Raw genomic sequence first — 18441 nt, 5'->3', positions numbered from 1 at the left:
TGTTTTGGGGGCTTGGAGGTGTGGAGAAGAGACAGACACTCCGCTATCGCAGGCAAGCCAGCTCCCACATTTGATTGCATCGACAACTCAGAAATCGAATAAAAAAGGACATCCCCATGCGTGCACTCGCCGCCTTGAGCCGCTTTGTCGGCAACACCTTTGCCTACTGGGTGTTGATCTTTGCCGTTGTCGCCTTTCTCCAACCCAGCTGGTTCATCGGCCTGAAAAGCGCCATCGTCCCACTGCTGGGCCTGGTGATGTTCGGCATGGGGTTGACCTTGAAACTGGAAGACTTCGCCGAAGTCGCTCGCCACCCGTGGCGCGTGGCCTTGGGCGTGGTCGCGCATTTCGTGATCATGCCGGGCGTGGCATGGTTGCTGTGCCAGGCGTTCCATTTGCCTGCGGAAATTGCCGTTGGCGTGATCCTGGTCGGCTGTTGCCCAAGTGGCACGTCGTCCAACGTCATGACCTGGCTGGCCCGGGGTGACCTGGCGTTATCGGTGGCGATTGCCGCGGTCACCACCCTCCTCGCCCCGCTGCTCACACCGGCGTTGATCTGGCTGCTGGCCTCGGCCTGGCTGCCAGTGTCGTTCATGGAACTGTTCTGGTCGATCCTGCAAGTGGTGCTGCTACCCATCGTACTGGGCGTGGTCGCGCAGCGTTTGCTCGGTGATCGGGTAAGGCATGCGGTGGATGTGCTGCCACTGGTGTCGGTGGTCAGCATTGTGATCATCGTCGCGGCCGTGGTTGCCGCAAGCCAAGGCAAGATTGCCGAGTCGGGCCTGCTGATCATGGCCGTGGTGATGCTGCACAACAGCTTCGGTTACCTGCTGGGCTACTTCACCGGGCGCCTGTTCAAGTTGCCCTTGGCGCAACGCAAGTCGCTGGCCCTGGAAGTGGGCATGCAGAACTCCGGGCTGGGTGCCGCGCTGGCCAGTGCGCACTTTTCGCCACTGGCGGCGGTGCCCAGTGCGTTGTTCAGCGTCTGGCACAATATTTCCGGCGCATTGCTGTCGACCTATTTCCGCCGCATGAGCGAAAAGGAAGACCGCCGCGCCCTGGAAACCACGCCGTAACTTGATCGCCCGGTCCAATTTCGGCACTCTACCGAACTTCGCGGGGACGACCTCGCGACGCTATCAAGCGCTCACCCGGGGACGACCCCACTTTGATAGAAGCGAGGTCATCATGTCCTGGATCATTCTGTTTTTTGCCGGGTTGTTTGAAGTGGGCTGGGCCGTCGGCCTGAAGTACACCGACGGGTTCAGCAAGCCGCTGCCCACCGCCCTGACGATTGCCGCCATGGCTGTCAGCCTTGGGTTGTTGGGGCTGGCCATGAAGGAATTGCCGCTGGGCACCGCCTATGCCATCTGGACCGGCGTGGGGGCCGTGGGCACCGTGATTGCCGGGATTATCCTGTTTGGAGAATCCATGGCGTTGTTTCGGTTGGCGAGTGTGGCGTTGATTATTTGTGGGCTGATTGGCCTCAAGATCTCGACATAAGCCACTACCGCTATCGCAGGCAAGCCAGCTCCCACATTTGACTGTATTCACAATTCAAAATGTGGGAGCTGGCTTGCCTGCGATGATGCCCTGACAAACAACGACAAACTACCTGGCACTCCCCCGCAAACCGCCCACCACAGCGTGCAACTGCTCAGGCGTTGCCGCTTCCACAGCCACCGGCTCGCCCGCCACCAACACCACCCGCGACCAGATCCGATGAAACAAACCCTTGTTCGGATCACGGCTGAAGAAACTCCCCCACAACCCCTGCAATGCCATCGGGATCACCGGCACCGGCGTCTCCTCCAGGATGCGCGTCACCCCACCGCGAAACTCATTCATCTCGCCATCAGCTGTCAGCTTGCCTTCCGGGAAGATGCACACCAGCTCGCCATCCTTGAGGTACTGGGCAATGCGCGCGAACGCCTGCTCGTAGATCTGAATGTCTTCATGGCGCCCGGCAATCGGAATAGCCCCGGCGGTGCGGAAGATAAAATTGAGCACCGGCAAGCGGTAGATCTTGTAGTACATGACAAAGCGAATCGGCCGACGTACTGCGCCACCAATCAACAGCGCATCGACAAACGACACATGGTTGCACACCAGCAACGCCGCGCCTTCATCCGGGATGGCTTGCAGGTTGCGATGCTCCACGCGGTACATGGAATGGCTGAGCAGCCAGATCATGAAGCGCATGGTGAACTCGGGGACGATTTTAAAGATGTAAGTGTTAACCGCGATGTTGAGCAGCGACACCACCAGGAACAACTCGGGGATCGACAGCTTGGCCACGCTCAACAGCAGAATGGACACGATGGCCGAGACCACCATGAACAGTGCATTGAGAATGTTGTTCGCCGCGATCACCCGTGCCCGTTCGTTCTCGGCAGTACGCGACTGGATCAGCGCATACAGCGGCACGATGTAAAAGCCGCCGAACACCCCCAGGCCGAGGATATCGAACAGCACCCACCACGCCTGGCCGTAGCTGAGCACCGCGAGCCAATCGTTGGCTTGCACGTTCTGCGGGAAGCCGCCGGAGTGCCACCACAGCAGCAGGCCGAACACGGTCAGGCCAAACGAACCAAACGGCACCAGGCCGATTTCCACCTTACGCCCGGAGAGTTTTTCGCACAGCATCGAGCCCAAGGCGATGCCCACCGAGAACACCGTGAGGATCAAGGTCACCACGGTTTCGTCGCCGTACAACCATTCCTTGGCATAGGCAGGTATTTGCGTGAGGTAAATCGCGCCGACAAACCAGAACCATGAGTTGCCGACAATCGAGCGCGATACGGCCGGCGTCTGCCCCAGGCCCATGCGTAAAGTCGCCCAGGACTGAGTGAAGATATTCCAGTCCAGGCGCAGCTGCGGTGTCGAAGCCGCTGCGCGCGGGATGCTGCGGCTGGCCAGGTAGCCCAGCACCGCCACGGCCACAATCGCCACCGCCACCACCGGCGCGTAATGGGTGGAAGACATCATGATCCCGGCACCGATGGTGCCGGCCAAAATTGCCAGGAACGTGCCCATCTCCACCAGGCCGTTGCCGCCCACCAACTCATCGTCGTGCAAGGCCTGGGGCATGATCGAGTACTTCACCGGGCCGAACAGCGCCGAGTGAGTGCCCATGGCAAACAGCGCCAGCAGCATCAGTTCAAGATGATTGGTCAGAAAACCCGTCGCGCCCACCGCCATGATCACGATCTCGCCGATCTTGATCGCGCGGATCAACGCGTCCTTGTTGAATTTCTCGCCAAACTGCCCGGCCAACGCCGAGAACAGGAAGAACGGCAGGATAAACAACAAAGCACACAGGTTGACCCAGATGGAGCGGTCACCCTCGATGGTGAGCTTGTAAAGGATGGCCAGGATCAGCGACTGCTTGAAGATGTTGTCGTTGAACGCGCCCAGCAACTGGGTAATGAAAAACGGCAAGAAGCGCCGCGTGCGCAGCAAGGTGAATTGGGAAGGATGGCTCATCGTCGTCCGTGTTCCTGCGTGGCCTTTATTTATCAGGCCACGACTTTACCTAATCCTGCTTACTTATTCGCTAGCCCGGCAATACAAGGCGAAACAAAAAGCTCGCCTTTATAAGCGCCCTGCACGGTGCGCTTGGCCACGATCAGCCACATCAGCGCCAGCGCAACCACCAGCACACTGCCAAACACACTGAAAAACGCCAGCTGTAACAGACTCGCCAATTTAAGCGTGGCCAAGGCGTAAACCCCCAATGGGAAGGTGAAGCCCCACCAGCCCAGGTTGAACGGGATACCGGCGCGCAGGTAACGCAGGGTGATCAACACCGCAATCAACATCCACCACAAGCCGAAGCCCCACAGGGTGATGCCCGCAATCAGGCCCAGGCCGTGGGCCATTTCACCGACACTGGCCAGGCCATTGGCGGCAAAGATCGCGGGGGCATCCGTACCGAGCAGCAACATGCCCAGGGCACCGGTACCGATCGGGCCCAGGGCCAACCAGCTCGACGCGGCCATATTGGCGTGAGGCAACTTATGCAAGGCCATGCGCAGCATCAGGATGGTCAGGATGCTGAACGCTACCGGCAGGGAAAACGCCCACAGCACGTAGCTGGTCACCAACATCACCAGCTGCGAATGGGCATCGGCCAAGTGCGGCGCAAGCAAGCCGCCGCTGGCCGCCGCCACTTCGGCCGCCACCACGGGCAACAGCCAGACGGCGGTCATCTGGTCGATGCTGTGCTCCTGGCGCGTGAACATCATGAACGGGATCAGCACGCCGCAGGCCAGGGACATGGCCACGTCCAGCCACCACAATGCCTCGGCCAACGGGATCACATCACCGCCCCAGCGCGGCATGCCGAACAGCAGCAAGCCGTTGAGAATGGTCGCCAGCCCCATGGGGATGGTGCCGAAGAACATCGAGACCGTTGAGTGCCCGAAGATGCGTCGCGCCTCGTGGAAAAACATCACCCAGCGGGCGGCGTAGAGCACGCTGAACAGCACAAACAAGCCGATGGTGAACAGCCACAGGCCCTCGGCGACGGCATGCAAGCCGGGCAGGTTGACTGGCAGCTGGGCCAAGGCCAGGGCCAGCACACCGGTGCCCATGGTCGCGGCAAACCAGTTCGGGGTGAACTGGCGAATCACTTCCCGGGGACGGGCCAGGTGACTGAAGGGTTTGTAGCGGTGAGTGGTCGAGCAGGTCATGGGTTAATCCTCTTCCTCATATGAGGTTGAGGCCATGATAGAACCTGATCGAATATCTATATAACGGGTAATATCTCTAACTGTTATCTATTTTATCTATATTAACCATGATCATGCCCTCACCCTTGCTGGCGCCGAGTCCCGCCACCACAACCCACCAAGGGCCCCGAGAGACAGCAAGATAAGCACCGCACCGTAGCCGTCCGTGGTCGCGACCAAGCCAAACACGCGGCTCAGGTTGCCCGCCAACAACGCCGGCACGCAAAACGCCAGGTAGCTCAATACATAGAACGCCGACATCAGGCCCGCCCGCTCATGGGGCAACGCCAGGCCCACGATGCTGCGCACACTGCCCATGAAGCCGCCGCCGAACCCCAGGCCTGCGATCACACTGGCGACAAAGAACAGCCACAGGCTGGCGGTGTTTACGGCAACCAGCAGCAACCCCACGCCCACGGCCAGCAGTGCAGCCGACACGCGCATGACCCTGTCAGCCGCGTGGTTGCGCAGGCTGTAGATCATCACCGCGCCGCTCAAGGTCACCACCGCCACCAGCCCGCCGCCGATCAAGTGCGAGGTCGACCCGGTGGCGACACGCACCAACGACGGTGCCAACGAGGAAAAGAACCCACCCAGCGCCCACACGGCCACATTCAATGGCATCGCCAGCCCCAACGCGCGGCGCGCCTGCGGCGGCACATGCAGGGTTGGCGCCAGGGACTTCAAGGCGCCGGGTATGCGGCTGACCGTTTCAGGCAGGCGCCACACATACAGAGCCTGCAACACCATCAAGCCCAGCAGGGTGTAGTAGATCAATTGGGTTGGCCACGGCGCGAACTCCACCAGCAGCCCGCTGCCCAGGCCACCACTGGCCATGCCGAGCATCGGTGCAAGGCTGTTGAGCATCGGGCCGCGGACGCGGTCGGTATCGAGCAGCGTCGCACTCAATACCGCTGTGGCAGTGCCAGTCGCGAAGCCCTGCAGCGCGCGGGCGGCCAGCAGGCAGGCGGTGCTGTCCGCGTTGATAAACAGCAGCATCGCCACACTATTGAGCAGCAGCGCGACGAAGATCACCGGCTTGCGCCCCAGGTAATCCGAGAGCGACCCCACCGTCAGCAGGGCCGCCAGCAGGCTCACGGCATAGACACCAAAGATGGCCGTGAGCATGGCCGCCGAAAAATGCAGGTGGTCTTGATACACCTGGTACAACGGCGTCGGCGCGCTGGAGGCGGCGAGAAAGGTCAGCACCATGATCACTAGAAACGCCAGGCTGGACCGCTGAGAGATGACACTGGGCATGGGCACGCTCCGTTAAAGCTAATATTTTGCTTTTATGCAGTGTGCTATTCGCTGGCGCTTAAAGCAAATTCTTTGTGTTAAGGTCTTGCCCATGGCGATCAAAGAAGGCCTCCGCCCGGGGGGCCGCAGTGCCCGGGTACAAGAATCCGTCCACAGGGCGGTGCGCGAATTGCTGGAGGCCCATGAGCGTTCCAGCGTCACCGTGCCGATGATTGCGGCATGTGCAGGCGTCACGCCGTCGACCATTTACCGGCGCTGGGGCGATCTGTCAGTACTGCTCGCCGACGTCGCCCTGGCCCGTATGCGCCCCGATACCGAACCGGCCAACACCGGCAGCCTGCGTGGCGACCTGCAAGCCTGGGCCGAGCAATACCTGGATGAGATGAGTTCGGACGTAGGCCGCAACATGATGCGCGACGTGCAAAGCAGCCCGACGCCAGGGTATTGCGTGAGCATCCTGAGTGGGCAGTTGCAGGTGATTGTTGACCGCTACCCGCAGGAACAGCCACCGAGCGTTGACCATCTGATCAACCTGCTCGCCGCACCGACGGTGTTTCGTATTCTGTTTTCGGCAGAGCCTTTGGCTGTTGAAGAGCTGCATGCCCTGATCGAATTGGCACTGAAAATCTAAGGCACGTGCGCCGACCAGAATGTGGGAGCTGGCTTGCCTGCGATGCAGACACCTCCGTACACCCGTCAAGCGAAGTCGATACCATCGCAGGCAAGCCAGCTCCCACATTTGTTCTGTGTGCATCCAATAAAAAACGGCCTCTGATGAGGCCGTTTTGTTATTTCCAATCCCACATCATGTACGCATCCCACGCCCACTCACCAGCAACCGCGCACAACCGATATACAGCACCACGGTCGCAACGATCATAAAGGTGATCGCCACACTGATCTTGATATCCGACACGCCCAAAATGCCGTAGCGGAAGGCGTTGACCATGTGCAGCACCGGGTTGGCCAGGGACACCGTCTGCCAGAACGGCGGCAGCAAGGTGATGGAGTAAAACACCCCGCCCAGGTAGGTCAACGGCGTGAGCACGAAGGTCGGGATGATGGAAATATCATCGAAGTTGCGTGCGAACACGGCGTTGATAAAGCCCAGCAGCGAGAAGATTGTCGCCGTCAGCACGACCACCAGAATGGTGACCCCCAGGTGATGCACCTGCAGCTGGGTAAAGAACAGCGACAGCAGCGTCACGATCACTCCCACCATCAGGCCACGCAACACGCCGCCCAAGGTGTAGCCGATGAGGATGGTGTGCGGTGACACCGGCGAGACCATCAGCTCTTCAATGGAGCGCTGGAACTTGCTGCCAAAGAAACTCGACACCACGTTGCCGTAGGAGTTGGTGATCACCGACATCATGATCAGGCCCGGCACAATGTATTCCATGTAGGTGAAGCCACCCATGTCGCCGATCTGCCGGCCGATCAGGTTACCGAAGATCACAAAGTACAGGACCATGGTGATCGCCGGTGGCAGCAGGGTCTGCGGCCAGATCCGGGTAAAGCGCTTCACTTCGCGATAGACAATGGTTTGCAGCGCGACAAGGTTGGGTTGCAGTTCGGAACTCATACCGCCACCTTCGCCAGATTTTTCTCCACCAGGGACACGAACAACTCCTCAAGGCGATTGGTTTTATTACGCAGGCTCAGCACTTCGATGTGCTGAGTCGCCAACTGGGTGAACAGCGCGGTGATGCCCATGGCCTTATCCACCTGCACCTCCAGGGTGTGGCTGTCCACCAGCCGGCTTGGGTAGCCGAGCAACTGCGGCGCCACCGACAGGTTGTTCTTCAGGTCGAGCAGGAAGGTTTCCACATGCAACTGGCCCAGCAGGTTGCGCATGCTGGTGTTCTCGACAATGGTGCCGTGGTCGATGATGCCGATGTTGCGGCACAACTGCTCAGCCTCTTCCAGGTAGTGGGTGGTGAGGATGATGGTGATGCCCTTCTCGTTCAGTTCGGTGAGGAAGGTCCACATCGAGCGGCGCAGCTCGATATCCACGCCGGCGGTAGGTTCGTCGAGGATCAACAGACGCGGCTCATGCACCAGGGCGCGGGCGATCATCAGGCGTCGCTTCATGCCACCGGACAACGAGCGCGAGGGTACGTCACGCTTGTCCCACAGGCCCAGTTGGGTCAGGTACTGCTCGGCGCGTTCCTTGGCGACTTTCGCCGGAATGCCGTAGTAGCCGGCCTGGGTCACGACAATGTCGAAGGTCTTTTCGAACTGGTTGAAATTGAATTCCTGGGGCACCACGCCAATGGAGCGCTTGAGCGCTGCCGGGGATTTGTCCAGGTCATGACCGAAGATATTCACCGTGCCGCTGGTCTTGTTGACCAGGGTGGAGAGAATGCCGATGGTGGTGGATTTGCCGGCACCGTTGGGGCCGAGCAAGGCGAAGAAGTCACCTTCGGCAACGTCCAGATCGATACCACTCAGGGCCTGGAAACCGTTGCCGTAGGTTTTGGTTAGCTGCCGGATGGACAGAGCGGAACTCATATGGAAGTACGCACCAAAGAAGGGAATAGAAAGAATAGATGAAGGCACACCGCAGGTAGTTCAACCGGCGATGCAGTGCGAGCATGGTGCGTGCCCATGCCGCACAAGTACAGTCACCCGTATTAATAGTGTGTATTAAGTCAACGCGGTCATCACCGCCTTGCGGTAGGCCGGGCGCTGCTGCAGGCGCTGGTACCAGGCCTCCAGATGGGGCATGGCAGGGCGTTCGATGGGCATCTCGAACCAGGCGTAGATGAAGCAGCCCAAGGGAATATCGCCCATGCCGAACGCCTGGCCGGACAGGTAGGGTTGCTCGGCGAGGGCTTGTTCGACGGTTTTGAGCGCGTCGATACAGGCTTGGCGCCCGGCATTGATGCTGTCCCAGTTTTGCTGGTCAGCCGGGGTGCGCACGATGCCCCAGAACACCGCTTTGAACGGATCGGCGAGCGTGGAAGTGGTCCAGTCCATCCACTTTTCGGCGTTGGCCCGGGCTTGCAGGTCGCTGGGGTAAAAGTCCGATGCCTGCTTGGCGCACAGGTAACGCACGATGGTGTTGGATTCCCATAGCACAAAGTCGCCATCTTCGATCACCGGCACCCGGCCATTGGGGTTCATGGCCCGGTATTGCGGGGTATCGACCACACCAAAAGCCCCGCCCGCATCAATTGCTTCATAGTCCAGGCCGAGTTCCTCGGCGCACCACAGTGCTTTCCTGACGTTTGATGAATTTTTACGACCCCAGATCTTCAGCATGACCGCGCCTTATCGTTGATGAACATGGCTTGATGAACGCAGCAGCATACGCCGGTTCAGCCGCGGCTTAAATCGCCCTGCATATCGCCGAGCAAGGTGGGCGCATCGTCGCCAAACAGGTGCGGGTAGCACTGGCGGATATGCCCGAAGAAAAATGCTTCGGGCACGTCAGCAAATTGCCCGTGGTCCACCACGTACTCCATAGAACGCTGGCCCTGGCGATTGAACGCGTGGAACACGCTGTCGTGCAGCCCATCGAATTCCAACGGCGGCACGTCGAACACTTCGCACAGTTGCTGGTTGAACGCCGGAGTGGCCTTGACCCAGCGGCCGTTCAGGTAAAGCTCGGTATAACCGTGCATGGCGAACACGTCACTTTTGAGCAGAGCGAGCAGTCGCGGTGTGGACAGGTGGTTGCGCACGTCCGCCAGGCCAATGCGTGCGGGAATGCCGCAGTGGCGCGCGCAAGCGGCGAGCAACGTGGCCTTGGGCACACAGTAGCTTTCGCCGGCCGCCAGGGCGAAGCTGGCGCTCAAGGTGCTGGGGTCACGGCTGAAGGTATAGGGATTGTAGCGAATGGCCTCACGCACGGCGTAGTAAAGACTGACTGCCTGGTCACTTAAATCCGGGCGGGTTCCGCGATGTTTCTCGGCGAACTCCACCACCACAGGGTGGTCACTATCGATGAAGCGGCTGGGACTCAAGTACGTACTCATGAGCTTGATCTCCGAGGGGAGCCTGGAGTTTAACCACCAGGCTTGCCAGAGAGATAACGACGATTCGGCCAAATGCCGGCGCCGGCTGATGGGTTGCCCAGTACACCTTGTTACACCCTGATCACCCGGCTTGTTCGGATGCCGACTAAGCTCCCTGGTGGTTTCGCCCCTGGTTCACGGAGGATTGAATATGCTGTTGTTGTGGATACTGGTGCTGGTGGTCGGCATTGCCTACCTGGCACACCGCCGTACTGCCCCCCTGCCCGCCCTGGGTGTGGTCGCCGTCTACCTGCTGGCGATGGGCGCCTGGAGCCACGCACCGGGTTGGCTGCTGCTGATCTTCTGGGTACTCCTGGCCGTGGTGGCCGCGCCTTTGCTGCTGCCTGACCTGCGCCGCCAATACTTCACCAAGCCGCTGTTCAGCTGGTTCCAGAAAGTGCTGCCGCCGATGTCCGAGACCGAGCGCGATGCGATTGATGCCGGTACCGTGTGGTGGGACGGCGAGCTGTTCAGTGGCCGCCCGGACTGGGACAAATTGCTGGCCTACCCCAAGGCGCAGTTGACCGAGGAAGAGCAGGCGTTCATCGACGGCCCCACCGAAGAACTCTGCGCCATGGTCAGCGACTGGGAAATCGGCCAGGCCATGGACCTGCCGCCGCAAGCCTGGGAACACATCAAGACCCATGGCTTCTTCGCCCTGATCATTCCCAAGGAGTACGGTGGCAAGGGCTTCTCCGCCTATGCCCACTCCCAGGTCGCCATGAAGCTCGCGACCCGCAGTGGTGACCTGGCCTCCACCGTGATGGTCCCCAACTCACTCGGCCCCGCCGAACTGCTGCTGCACTACGGCACCGAGGAACAGCGCAATCATTACCTGCCGCGCCTGGCCCGTGGCGACGACATCCCGTGCTTCGCCCTCACCGGCCCGCTGGCCGGCTCCGATGCGGGCGCCATGCCCGACACCGGCGTGATCTGCAAAGGCGAATGGGAAGGCAAGGAAACCCTCGGCCTGCGCCTGAACTGGGAAAAGCGCTACATCACCCTCGGCCCGGTCGCGACCTTGCTCGGCCTGGCCTTCAAGGCTCATGACCCGGACCACCTGTTGGGTGAAGAAGAAGACCTGGGCATCAGCCTCGCGTTGATTCCTACCGACACCCCTGGCGTGGAAATCGGCCGTCGTCACCTGCCGCTTGGCGCCGCTTTCATGAACGGCCCCAACTCCGGCAAGGATGTGTTCATCCCCCTGGAATACCTGATTGGTGGCCAGGAAATGCTCGGCAAGGGCTGGATGATGCTGATGAACTGCCTGTCGGTCGGCCGTTCGATCTCGCTGCCCGCCGTCGGCACCGGCGCCGCCAAGTTCACCAGCCTGGTGACCGGCCAATACGCCCAGGTGCGCGAACAGTTCAACGTACCGCTGTCGGCCTTCGAAGGCATCCAGGAAGCCCTGGCACGCATCGGTGGCAACGCCTGGCTGATGGACAGCGCACGCATGCTCACCGCCAACGCCGTGGACCTGGGCGAGAAGCCGTCGGTGTTGTCGGCGATCCTCAAGTATCACCTGACCGAACGCGGCCGTGAGTGCATCAGCCACGCCATGGACGTGCACGGCGGCAAGGGCATCATCATGGGCCCCAACAACTACCTGGGCCGCAACTGGCAGGGCGCACCGATCTTCATCACCGTGGAAGGCGCGAATATCCTTTCGCGTAACCTGATGATCTTCGGCCAGGGCGCCATTCGCTGCCACCCCTTCGTGCTCAAGGAAATGGCCCTGGCCGGCCGCGAAGACCATGACCAGGCGTTGAAGGAATTTGACGGCCTGCTGCTGCAGCACATCGGCTTCGCCGTCAGCAACGCCGCCAGCACCCTGGTGCTGAACCTGGGCTTCGGGCACTTCGAAAAAGCCCCGGGCAACCGTTTGAGCCAGGGCTACTTCCGTGCCCTGAACCGCCAGGCGGCTGCGTTTGCCCTGCTGGCCGACCTGAGCATGATGTTGCTGGGTGGCGAGCTCAAGCGCCGCGAACGCTTGTCCGCTCGCCTGGGTGATGTGCTCAGCCACATGTACCTGGCGTCGGCGGCGCTCAAGCGTTATCACGACCTGGACTCGCCGGACCATCTGGAGCCGCTGTTTGCCTGGGCCATGGAAGAAAGCCTGGGCGAATCGGAACGCGCATTGGATGAGCTGCTGAGCAACTTCCCGAACAAGGTGCTGGGCTGCCTGTTGCGGGTGATCGTGTTCCCGTTCGGGCGTCGTCATACCGGGCCGTCCGACGCTCTGGATGCCGAAGTGGCAGCCGTGATCGGCCGCGCCAAAGGCGACCCGACCCTGGAAGAATTGCTGGCCGGCTGTTATCGCCCGCAATCAGCAGAAGATCCCGTGGGCGCCCTGCAACATGCCTACGACCTGCTCGGTGCCAGCCACCCCTTGCAGAAAAAACTCCACAGCGCGCTCAAAAGCGGCCAGGTCAAGCCGGCTGCCGGCGAGCATGCCATCGACGCGGCCCTGCAGGCCGGCGTGCTGCAACCGGCCGAGGCGCAAACCTTGCGCGATGCCGAGGCTGCGCGACGCAAGGTGATCGACGTGGATGATTTCAGCAAGGAAGAGCTGATGCAGGCAGAAGATAAAGTCCGCTGAGTCGAGCGGTCATATAAAAACGGGCGCGAGAGGCTTATACTCTCGCGCCCGTTTTTGCTTTAGAGGCCTTATCTCGTGTCCAACGTCGTTGCCGATCATCTTGTCTTGCTCGACCACTTGCGCAGCATCCTGGTTGCCGTCGGCGAAGCCGAACAGGTACCCGAGGAAAGCCACTCGCTGTTCCTGGAGCGTTTCGACGAACTGCGCGCCCTGTTGCCAATCGACCCGATCGAAAGCCAGTACCTGGGCCAGGACCTGATGAGCCAGGTCATCCTGCGCTACCCGCAAATCGCCCACCTGGTGCCCCGTGACCTGCTGTGGTTCTTTGGCGGCGACTGCCTGCACTTCATGCCCGACGAAGAACTGGACCTGTACCAGGCCCTGGAAGAACGTCGCTATGAAGCCGAACAGAACGACGAACCGTTCGACTGGAACCAGGAAAAACAGCTGCTGGCGATGCCTCAGGACCAGAGCAAGCACTGACAACTATGCTCGTTCCTACGCTCTGCGTGGGAACCTATCCTGTGACGCTCTGCGTCACCCGTGCACAGGCATAAAGGCAGGACGCGGAGCGTCCAGGTGGCATTCCCACGCAGAGCGTGGGAACGAGCAACCGCGCTCCTACCGTCGGCGCAGCGTGGGCTCCCTGGCCATGCACTTCACCAGATAATCGATAAACACCCGCAACTTCGGCGGCAGGTAACGTGTGGGCGAATGCAGCAACCACGCCTCGCCATGGTACGACGCAATAAAATCCCACCCCGGCAACACCTGCACCAAATCTCCTGCTTCCAATGCGTGCCGCGCGGTGAAATACGGCAAGCTGGCAATCCCGACATGCTGCAACGCAGCCTCCAGTCGCACCCCGGTGTGGTTCGCCGCATACCGGCCGCGTACGCCGACCGTTACCGCCTTGCCAGCCTGGCGGAACTTCCAGCGTGAATCTCCCGGTGTCTCACCCAGATAAATGCAACTGTGCCCGAGCAGATCATGGGGATGGCTCGGTGTACCGTGCTCGGCCAAGTACTGTGGCGTCGCGCACAGCAAATGTTCGATGGGCAACAGTTGGCGCCCGACCAAACCTGGCGGTGGGCTGTCGGTGATGCGGATGCTCAAGTCGACGTTGTCGTCGATCAAATCCACATGCCTGTCTTCCAGGATCAATTGCACATCCACCTTGGGATAGCGCCGCAAAAATTCCGGCATATGCGGGTGCACCACAAATCGCCCCACCGCCTTGGGCACACTGACCCGCACCAGCCCCTCGGCTTCATGGGTAAATTGCCCACTGATTTCCATCACCGAGCGCGCCGCATTGACCATCTCCTGGCAACGCTTGAACACCTCCTCGCCGCCCTCGCTCAGGCGCAGCTTGCGCGTGGTGCGTTGCAGCAGGCGCGTGGCCAGGGCTTGCTCCAGGCGCGAAATACTGCGGCTCACCGCCGAAGGGGAGACGCTGAGTTGCCGCGCCGCTTCGGAGAAGCTGCCGGTTTCCACGACCTTGACGAAAATCGCCATTTCACCCAATAGCGGCAAAGGAAGATTGATGCTCATGACGCACAGGTCCATTGATAATTGAGCAGATTATCACCCATCTGCGCACTATTTATACTGCCCACAGAACCCTGATGCGGATGTAGATGATGACCGAGCGCCTGTTTTTTACCCACGACCACCTGACGGCCGAGCTGGAAGTGCTCAGTTGCACCCCGAACGAAGAGCAATTCGCCGTGATTGTGCAGTCGACCATTTTCCATCCCCAAGGCGGAGGCCAGCCGTCCGACACCGGCTGGCTCGGCGACAGCCAGGTGCTGCGAGTCATGCAGGAAGGCGAACAGGTGGTGCACTACGTCCACCGACCTCTGGAACCTGGCCTCGTCGTTGCACGAGTCGACGCACAGCGGCGCGCCTTGCATACGCGTCTGCATTCGGCGGGGCACTTGATTGGCAATGCCGGCGAACGCCTGGGCTGGATGCCGATCAAGGCCCACCATTGGCCCGGCGAAGGCAAGATCACTTTTATCCGTGGCGAGACCGCGCAAGACATGGATGCGCAGGCGCTCCAGCAGTGGGTCAACACATGGATCGCCGCCGACTATCCCCGCCATATGACGCTGGAAGACGGCACCCGCGAAGTCGGCTTCGGCGAATTACCGGCGTACGCCTGTGGCGGTACGCATGTTCAAGCGTTGAGCGAACTGGGCCAGGTAACGATCCTGGCGTTGTCGGAGAAAAAAGGCGCGCTCTCGGTGCGCTACAGCCTCGCTGATACCCTGACACTGTAGGAGCGAGCTTGCTCGCGAAGACCGTTAACGATAACGCGGGATACCTGATTCCCATCGGCGCCCTTTCGTTTTCGCGAGCAAGCGCGCTCCTACAGGGCCACGCTCGGCTGGCCCGATTCATTGATGAACGACTTCAACGTCGACACCGTCGCCGCCGGGTCACGCGGATCACTGATCGCCCGAAAATTCGTCAACATGGTGTTGGCCGCCAACTCCACCGACACATACCCACGCTGGCGACTGTCGAAAAACTTCACATGGGGGTTGAGCGGCATGATCTTCATGAACGCGTCGTAGGGAGGGCCATCTGAGGTGACCGACGAGCCGACGAACTCGGTGGCGACCACCGCCGAGTCTGGCCTGTCGGCGTCGAGATGCAGGTCGGTGGCCCAGAACGAATGAATATCCCCTCCCCAGAACACCGGGTTCTTCACGCGATTGCGCACGATCGACGCCAGCATCCGTGAGCGGTTCGCCATGTAGCCATCCCAACCATCGGTCCAGCGGCCAAGCTTATGGTTGGTCAAGTCACGCTGCATCAGCGGCGCCACCAGCAAATCCTGGGCGATGACATTCCACTGCGCACTGGACTGGGCAAACCCCTGGTCCAGCCAAGACTCTTGCTGCCAGCCGAGCAACGTGCGGCCAGGGTCACGCAGGTCGCTGCAAGGGGTGGTGACAATATGCCCTTGGTGGCTGCCATTGGCCGCGATGCAGGGTTGCTCGGAACGGTACTGGCGACCGTCGAGCACATGAAAACGCGCGAGCCGCCCATAGTCCAGGCGCCGGTAGATGCGCATGTCCGGCCCCTTCGGCACGCTGCTGGCACGCAGGGGCATGTGTTCGTAAAACGCCTGGTACGCCGCGGCCCGTTGCTTGAGAAACTGCGCCACCGCCACCTTCGGGTCCTGGGACCAGCGGTTGGCGTAGTCATTCTGTACTTCGTGATCGTCCCAGGTTACGACGCTGGGAGCCGCGGCGTGCAGGGCCTGCAGGTCTGGATCAGTCTTGTACAGTGCGTAGCGGTTGCGGTAATCACTCAGGCTTTGCGCATTGCCGCTGCCGTGCGAACGAAACACCTTGCCCGACTCCGCAGCATAGGAACTGTCGTAGATGTAATCACCGAGGAAAAACACCAGGTCCGGCTGCTCGGCGGCAAGGTGTCGGTAGGCGCTGAAATAGCCACGTTCCCAGTGCGAGCAGGACACAAACCCCAGCCGGGCCGAGGCCATGGCCTGCAGCGGCGGCATCGTGCGCGACTGGCCCACCGGGCTCTGCGCACCGAGCCCTTCAAACTGGTACCAATACGGCCGATCTGCCGCCAGCCCCGCCACTTCGACATGCACTGCGTGAGCGAAACGCGGCGTCGCCAGTACTTCGCCCTGCTTCACAATGCGCGTCATCGCCGCATCGCTGGCCACCCGCCAACGCAGCGGCACCGAGCGACTCAGGCCGCCACGGCCATCCGCGGCGTTGAACAACGGCGCCAGGCGCGTCCAGATCACAAAGCCATCTGGCAACGGGTCACCGGAAGCCACGCCGAGGGTGAACGGATAATCCACCCCGGCACTGCGCGCAAACGGGCTGAGAATCGAAAACGCGGTAGCGACCGCCAGCCCGCCAAGGACCCGGCGCCGGCCGTGGTCCACTTCGCCGCTCACAGGCAGCGCTCCCAGACATCACGCACGGTGGCAAACCCGAGCATGTCCTCATACACGCCGTTCTTTAAAAACGCCTGGCGCATGCAGCCTTCATAACGCAGGCCGATCTTCTCCATGACCCGCGCCGATTCCTTGTTGCGCGCGAAACACTGGCTGCCCACGCGCTGCAACCCTAGCGCCTCGAACCCGAAGTCCATCACCGCGCTCGCCGCTTCAGCCGCATATCCCTGGTTACGGCAGTGCGCCGCCACCCAGCCACCCAAGTGCCCATAGTGATGGCGAGCATTGATGCGCAGGCTGACCATGCCGACCAATTCGTCGGTGCCGCGCACATGCATCCCCAGGTTCAGCAGCTCACCGGTGCGGTACTTGTCAGCGATCCCCGCAATAAAATCCTGCGCGGTTTCCAAGGTGTAGGGCGATGGAATGTTCGCCGTGTTGTCGGCAATTTTCGGCCCGTTGGCAAGCGTGAAAAGCACCTGCGCCTGATGCATTTGCAGGGTGCGCAACAGCAGTCGCGGGGTCGTCAATTGAGGCAATGCAGTAGGCATGGAGGCCGGCTCTCAAGATAAATTTCTCAAGCATGGATGCCCCGAGTGTCAGTTTCATTACGCCCGAAAACTGACCGGTAAGTTTTCTGAAAGACGCGTCCTAGAGCCTCTAAACGGTCAATTAAAGTTAACCAATCGGTCATTTTTGGCTGTTAGCGTTTTGCCCCTAATTCAATGACGGGGTAACGGAATGAGAACCTGGGACGAACCCAAGAAACGCAAGGCGCACATCGAGCTGATCCCGATGATCGACGTGATGATGTTCCTGCTGGTGTTTTTCGTACTGGTGAGCCTGAACGTGATTCCCGCGCTCGGCATGAAGACCCAATTGCCCAGCGCCAGCAGTTCGCAGCAGCTCAAGCCGCAAAACAAATTCATCCTCACCCTGGGCCTGGAAGGCCAGTTGCAACTGGACGGCAAGGACCTGACGGTGGAGGCCCTGGTGCCGGCGCTGAAGGCGGCCGAAAAGCCCGATACCAAGTCGACGATCATCGTCAACAGCGACAAAGGCGTGGAGGTTTCGCGCCTGGTGGAAGTGATGGACACCCTGCGCCTGGGTGGCTTCACCTCCGTGTCCATCGCCACGCGTAAGTCCTGATCATGTACGTTCTGTTTCGTGCGCGTCAGCTGCTGGGCAGTGTTCCGGCCCTGATCGCCCTGGTGCTGATTGCACTGGGTATCCAGTCCCAGACGTTGAAGGTCGAGCCGGTGTATGACGAGTCGGCGGTCGAATTGGCCTTGGTTGAGCCGGAACCGGAAGTCATACCGGAACCGGTGGTGGAGCAAGAACCGCCACCGCCGGTGATCGAAGAGGAAGAGGCCGAGCCGGCGCCCCCGCCGCCACCGCCCAAGCCGCTGCCAAAACCCGAACCCAAGCCAAAGCCAAAACCTGTGCCCAAGCCTGCGCCCGTCGTCGCCAAGCCCGTGCCGACGCCGCCACCGGTGGCCGCCAAGCCAGCCCCGGCCGCCGTCACCCAAGCGGCACCGACGCCTGCCCCACCGGCGCCACCGAAGGTCGATGGCCAGGCTCTGGAAAGCGGTTACCTCAAAGGCTTGCGCAACGAACTGGACACCTACAAGCAGTACCCCACCGGGCGCCAGGCGTCCCTCGAACGCCCGAGCGGCGAGGTGGTGGTGTGGCTGTTGGTAGACCGTCAGGGCCGCGTCCTCGACTCAGGTTTACAAACCCAGGCCTCGAGCATGTTGCTCAACCGGGCAGCCACCAACAGCTTGCGTCGCATCAAGCAAGTCAAACCGTTCCCCGAGCAAGCCTTCGGGGGGCGCAATGAGCAGCGCTTCACCGCCACCTTCAACTACAGCGTGCAATAAG

General features: G+C 60.9%; 18 protein-coding genes. 8 read left to right on the top strand and 10 right to left on the bottom strand.

What is annotated here, in order from left to right:
• The first annotated feature begins 116 nt into the window (after positions 1-116).
• Both AC1RAC_RS13290 and sugE read left to right on the top strand, forming a co-directional pair.
• Entirely contained in the window at positions 117-1076 is a 960-nt protein-coding gene (locus AC1RAC_RS13290; RefSeq protein ID WP_003190129.1) for a bile acid:sodium symporter family protein, read from the top strand.
• Between the two features lie 112 nt (positions 1077-1188).
• Entirely contained in the window at positions 1189-1503 is a 315-nt protein-coding gene (gene sugE / locus AC1RAC_RS13285) for a quaternary ammonium compound efflux SMR transporter SugE (protein ID WP_010211634.1), read from the top strand.
• Positions 1504-1611: 108 nt separating this feature from the next.
• On the opposite strand, the gene AC1RAC_RS13280 is transcribed toward sugE, so the two are convergent.
• From AC1RAC_RS13280 to AC1RAC_RS13270, 3 genes are all read right to left on the bottom strand, one after another.
• Positions 1612-3486 carry an MFS transporter gene (locus AC1RAC_RS13280; RefSeq protein WP_054921686.1) on the bottom strand — a complete coding sequence of 625 codons (1875 nt, stop codon included), beginning with the start codon at positions 3484-3486 and terminating at the stop codon, positions 1612-1614.
• 59 nt (positions 3487-3545) lie between these two features.
• Positions 3546-4694: a TDT family transporter gene (locus AC1RAC_RS13275; protein WP_054897867.1), complete on the bottom strand. Its 1149-nt coding sequence runs from the start codon at positions 4692-4694 to the stop codon at positions 3546-3548.
• A 111-nt stretch (positions 4695-4805) separates the two neighbouring features.
• Entirely contained in the window at positions 4806-5993 is a 1188-nt protein-coding gene (locus tag AC1RAC_RS13270) for an MFS transporter (protein ID WP_054897866.1), read from the bottom strand.
• 91 nt (positions 5994-6084) lie between these two features.
• On the opposite strand from AC1RAC_RS13270, the gene AC1RAC_RS13265 reads away from it, so the two are divergent.
• Positions 6085-6624, top strand: a complete 540-nt coding sequence (locus AC1RAC_RS13265; protein WP_313043596.1) for a TetR/AcrR family transcriptional regulator — start codon at positions 6085-6087, stop codon at positions 6622-6624.
• Between the two features lie 174 nt (positions 6625-6798).
• Here the strand turns inward: AC1RAC_RS13265 and AC1RAC_RS13260 are convergent, their stop codons facing one another.
• From AC1RAC_RS13260 to AC1RAC_RS13245, 4 genes are all read right to left on the bottom strand, one after another.
• Positions 6799-7578 carry an ABC transporter permease gene (locus AC1RAC_RS13260; RefSeq protein WP_017529785.1) on the bottom strand — a complete coding sequence of 260 codons (780 nt, stop codon included), beginning with the start codon at positions 7576-7578 and terminating at the stop codon, positions 6799-6801.
• Complete coding sequence (locus AC1RAC_RS13255) at positions 7575-8507, bottom strand: ABC transporter ATP-binding protein (protein ID WP_089042721.1); 933 nt, start codon at positions 8505-8507, stop codon at positions 7575-7577. The genes AC1RAC_RS13260 and AC1RAC_RS13255 overlap by 4 nt, the downstream gene beginning before the upstream one ends.
• A gap of 135 nt (positions 8508-8642) precedes the next feature.
• Positions 8643-9260 (bottom strand): glutathione S-transferase family protein, encoded by a 618-nt coding sequence (locus tag AC1RAC_RS13250; protein ID WP_032892575.1) that lies wholly within the window; start codon positions 9258-9260, stop codon positions 8643-8645.
• A gap of 56 nt (positions 9261-9316) precedes the next feature.
• Positions 9317-9976: a transglutaminase-like domain-containing protein gene (locus AC1RAC_RS13245; RefSeq protein ID WP_096142933.1), complete on the bottom strand. Its 660-nt coding sequence runs from the start codon at positions 9974-9976 to the stop codon at positions 9317-9319.
• A 190-nt stretch (positions 9977-10166) separates the two neighbouring features.
• On the opposite strand from AC1RAC_RS13245, the gene AC1RAC_RS13240 reads away from it, so the two are divergent.
• Positions 10167-12614: an acyl-CoA dehydrogenase gene (locus AC1RAC_RS13240; RefSeq protein ID WP_492616639.1), complete on the top strand. Its 2448-nt coding sequence runs from the start codon at positions 10167-10169 to the stop codon at positions 12612-12614.
• Positions 12615-12689: 75 nt separating this feature from the next.
• Positions 12690-13097: a PA2817 family protein gene (locus AC1RAC_RS13235; RefSeq protein WP_003190109.1), complete on the top strand. Its 408-nt coding sequence runs from the start codon at positions 12690-12692 to the stop codon at positions 13095-13097.
• Positions 13098-13235: 138 nt separating this feature from the next.
• Here AC1RAC_RS13235 and AC1RAC_RS13230 read toward each other — a convergent pair whose 3' ends face one another.
• Positions 13236-14168: a LysR family transcriptional regulator gene (locus tag AC1RAC_RS13230; protein WP_492616638.1), complete on the bottom strand. Its 933-nt coding sequence runs from the start codon at positions 14166-14168 to the stop codon at positions 13236-13238.
• A gap of 89 nt (positions 14169-14257) precedes the next feature.
• On the opposite strand from AC1RAC_RS13230, the gene AC1RAC_RS13225 reads away from it, so the two are divergent.
• Positions 14258-14899, top strand: a complete 642-nt coding sequence (locus tag AC1RAC_RS13225; protein WP_492616637.1) for an alanyl-tRNA editing protein — start codon at positions 14258-14260, stop codon at positions 14897-14899.
• Positions 14900-14988: 89 nt separating this feature from the next.
• Here the strand turns inward: AC1RAC_RS13225 and AC1RAC_RS13220 are convergent, their stop codons facing one another.
• The gene (locus AC1RAC_RS13220; RefSeq protein WP_200584252.1) at positions 14989-16560 is read right to left on the bottom strand and encodes an alkaline phosphatase D family protein; all 1572 of its coding nucleotides are present in this window, start codon (positions 16558-16560) and stop codon (positions 14989-14991) included.
• Positions 16557-17111: a GNAT family N-acetyltransferase gene (locus AC1RAC_RS13215; RefSeq protein WP_054921698.1), complete on the bottom strand. Its 555-nt coding sequence runs from the start codon at positions 17109-17111 to the stop codon at positions 16557-16559. Before AC1RAC_RS13215 ends, AC1RAC_RS13220 begins: the two co-directional genes overlap by 4 nt.
• A gap of 190 nt (positions 17112-17301) precedes the next feature.
• On the opposite strand from AC1RAC_RS13215, the gene AC1RAC_RS13210 reads away from it, so the two are divergent.
• Both AC1RAC_RS13210 and AC1RAC_RS13205 read left to right on the top strand, forming a co-directional pair.
• Positions 17302-17709: an ExbD/TolR family protein gene (locus tag AC1RAC_RS13210; RefSeq protein ID WP_014717774.1), complete on the top strand. Its 408-nt coding sequence runs from the start codon at positions 17302-17304 to the stop codon at positions 17707-17709.
• Positions 17710-17711: 2 nt separating this feature from the next.
• The gene (locus tag AC1RAC_RS13205; RefSeq protein WP_054921700.1) at positions 17712-18440 is read left to right on the top strand and encodes an energy transducer TonB family protein; all 729 of its coding nucleotides are present in this window, start codon (positions 17712-17714) and stop codon (positions 18438-18440) included.
• Position 18441 lies beyond the last annotated feature (1 nt).

Source organism: Pseudomonas sp. GW823-FHT02F05, assembly GCF_058797315.1.
Note: the sequence above shows the minus strand (reverse complement) of the source record. Positions and strands in the feature narration are given on the sequence as shown.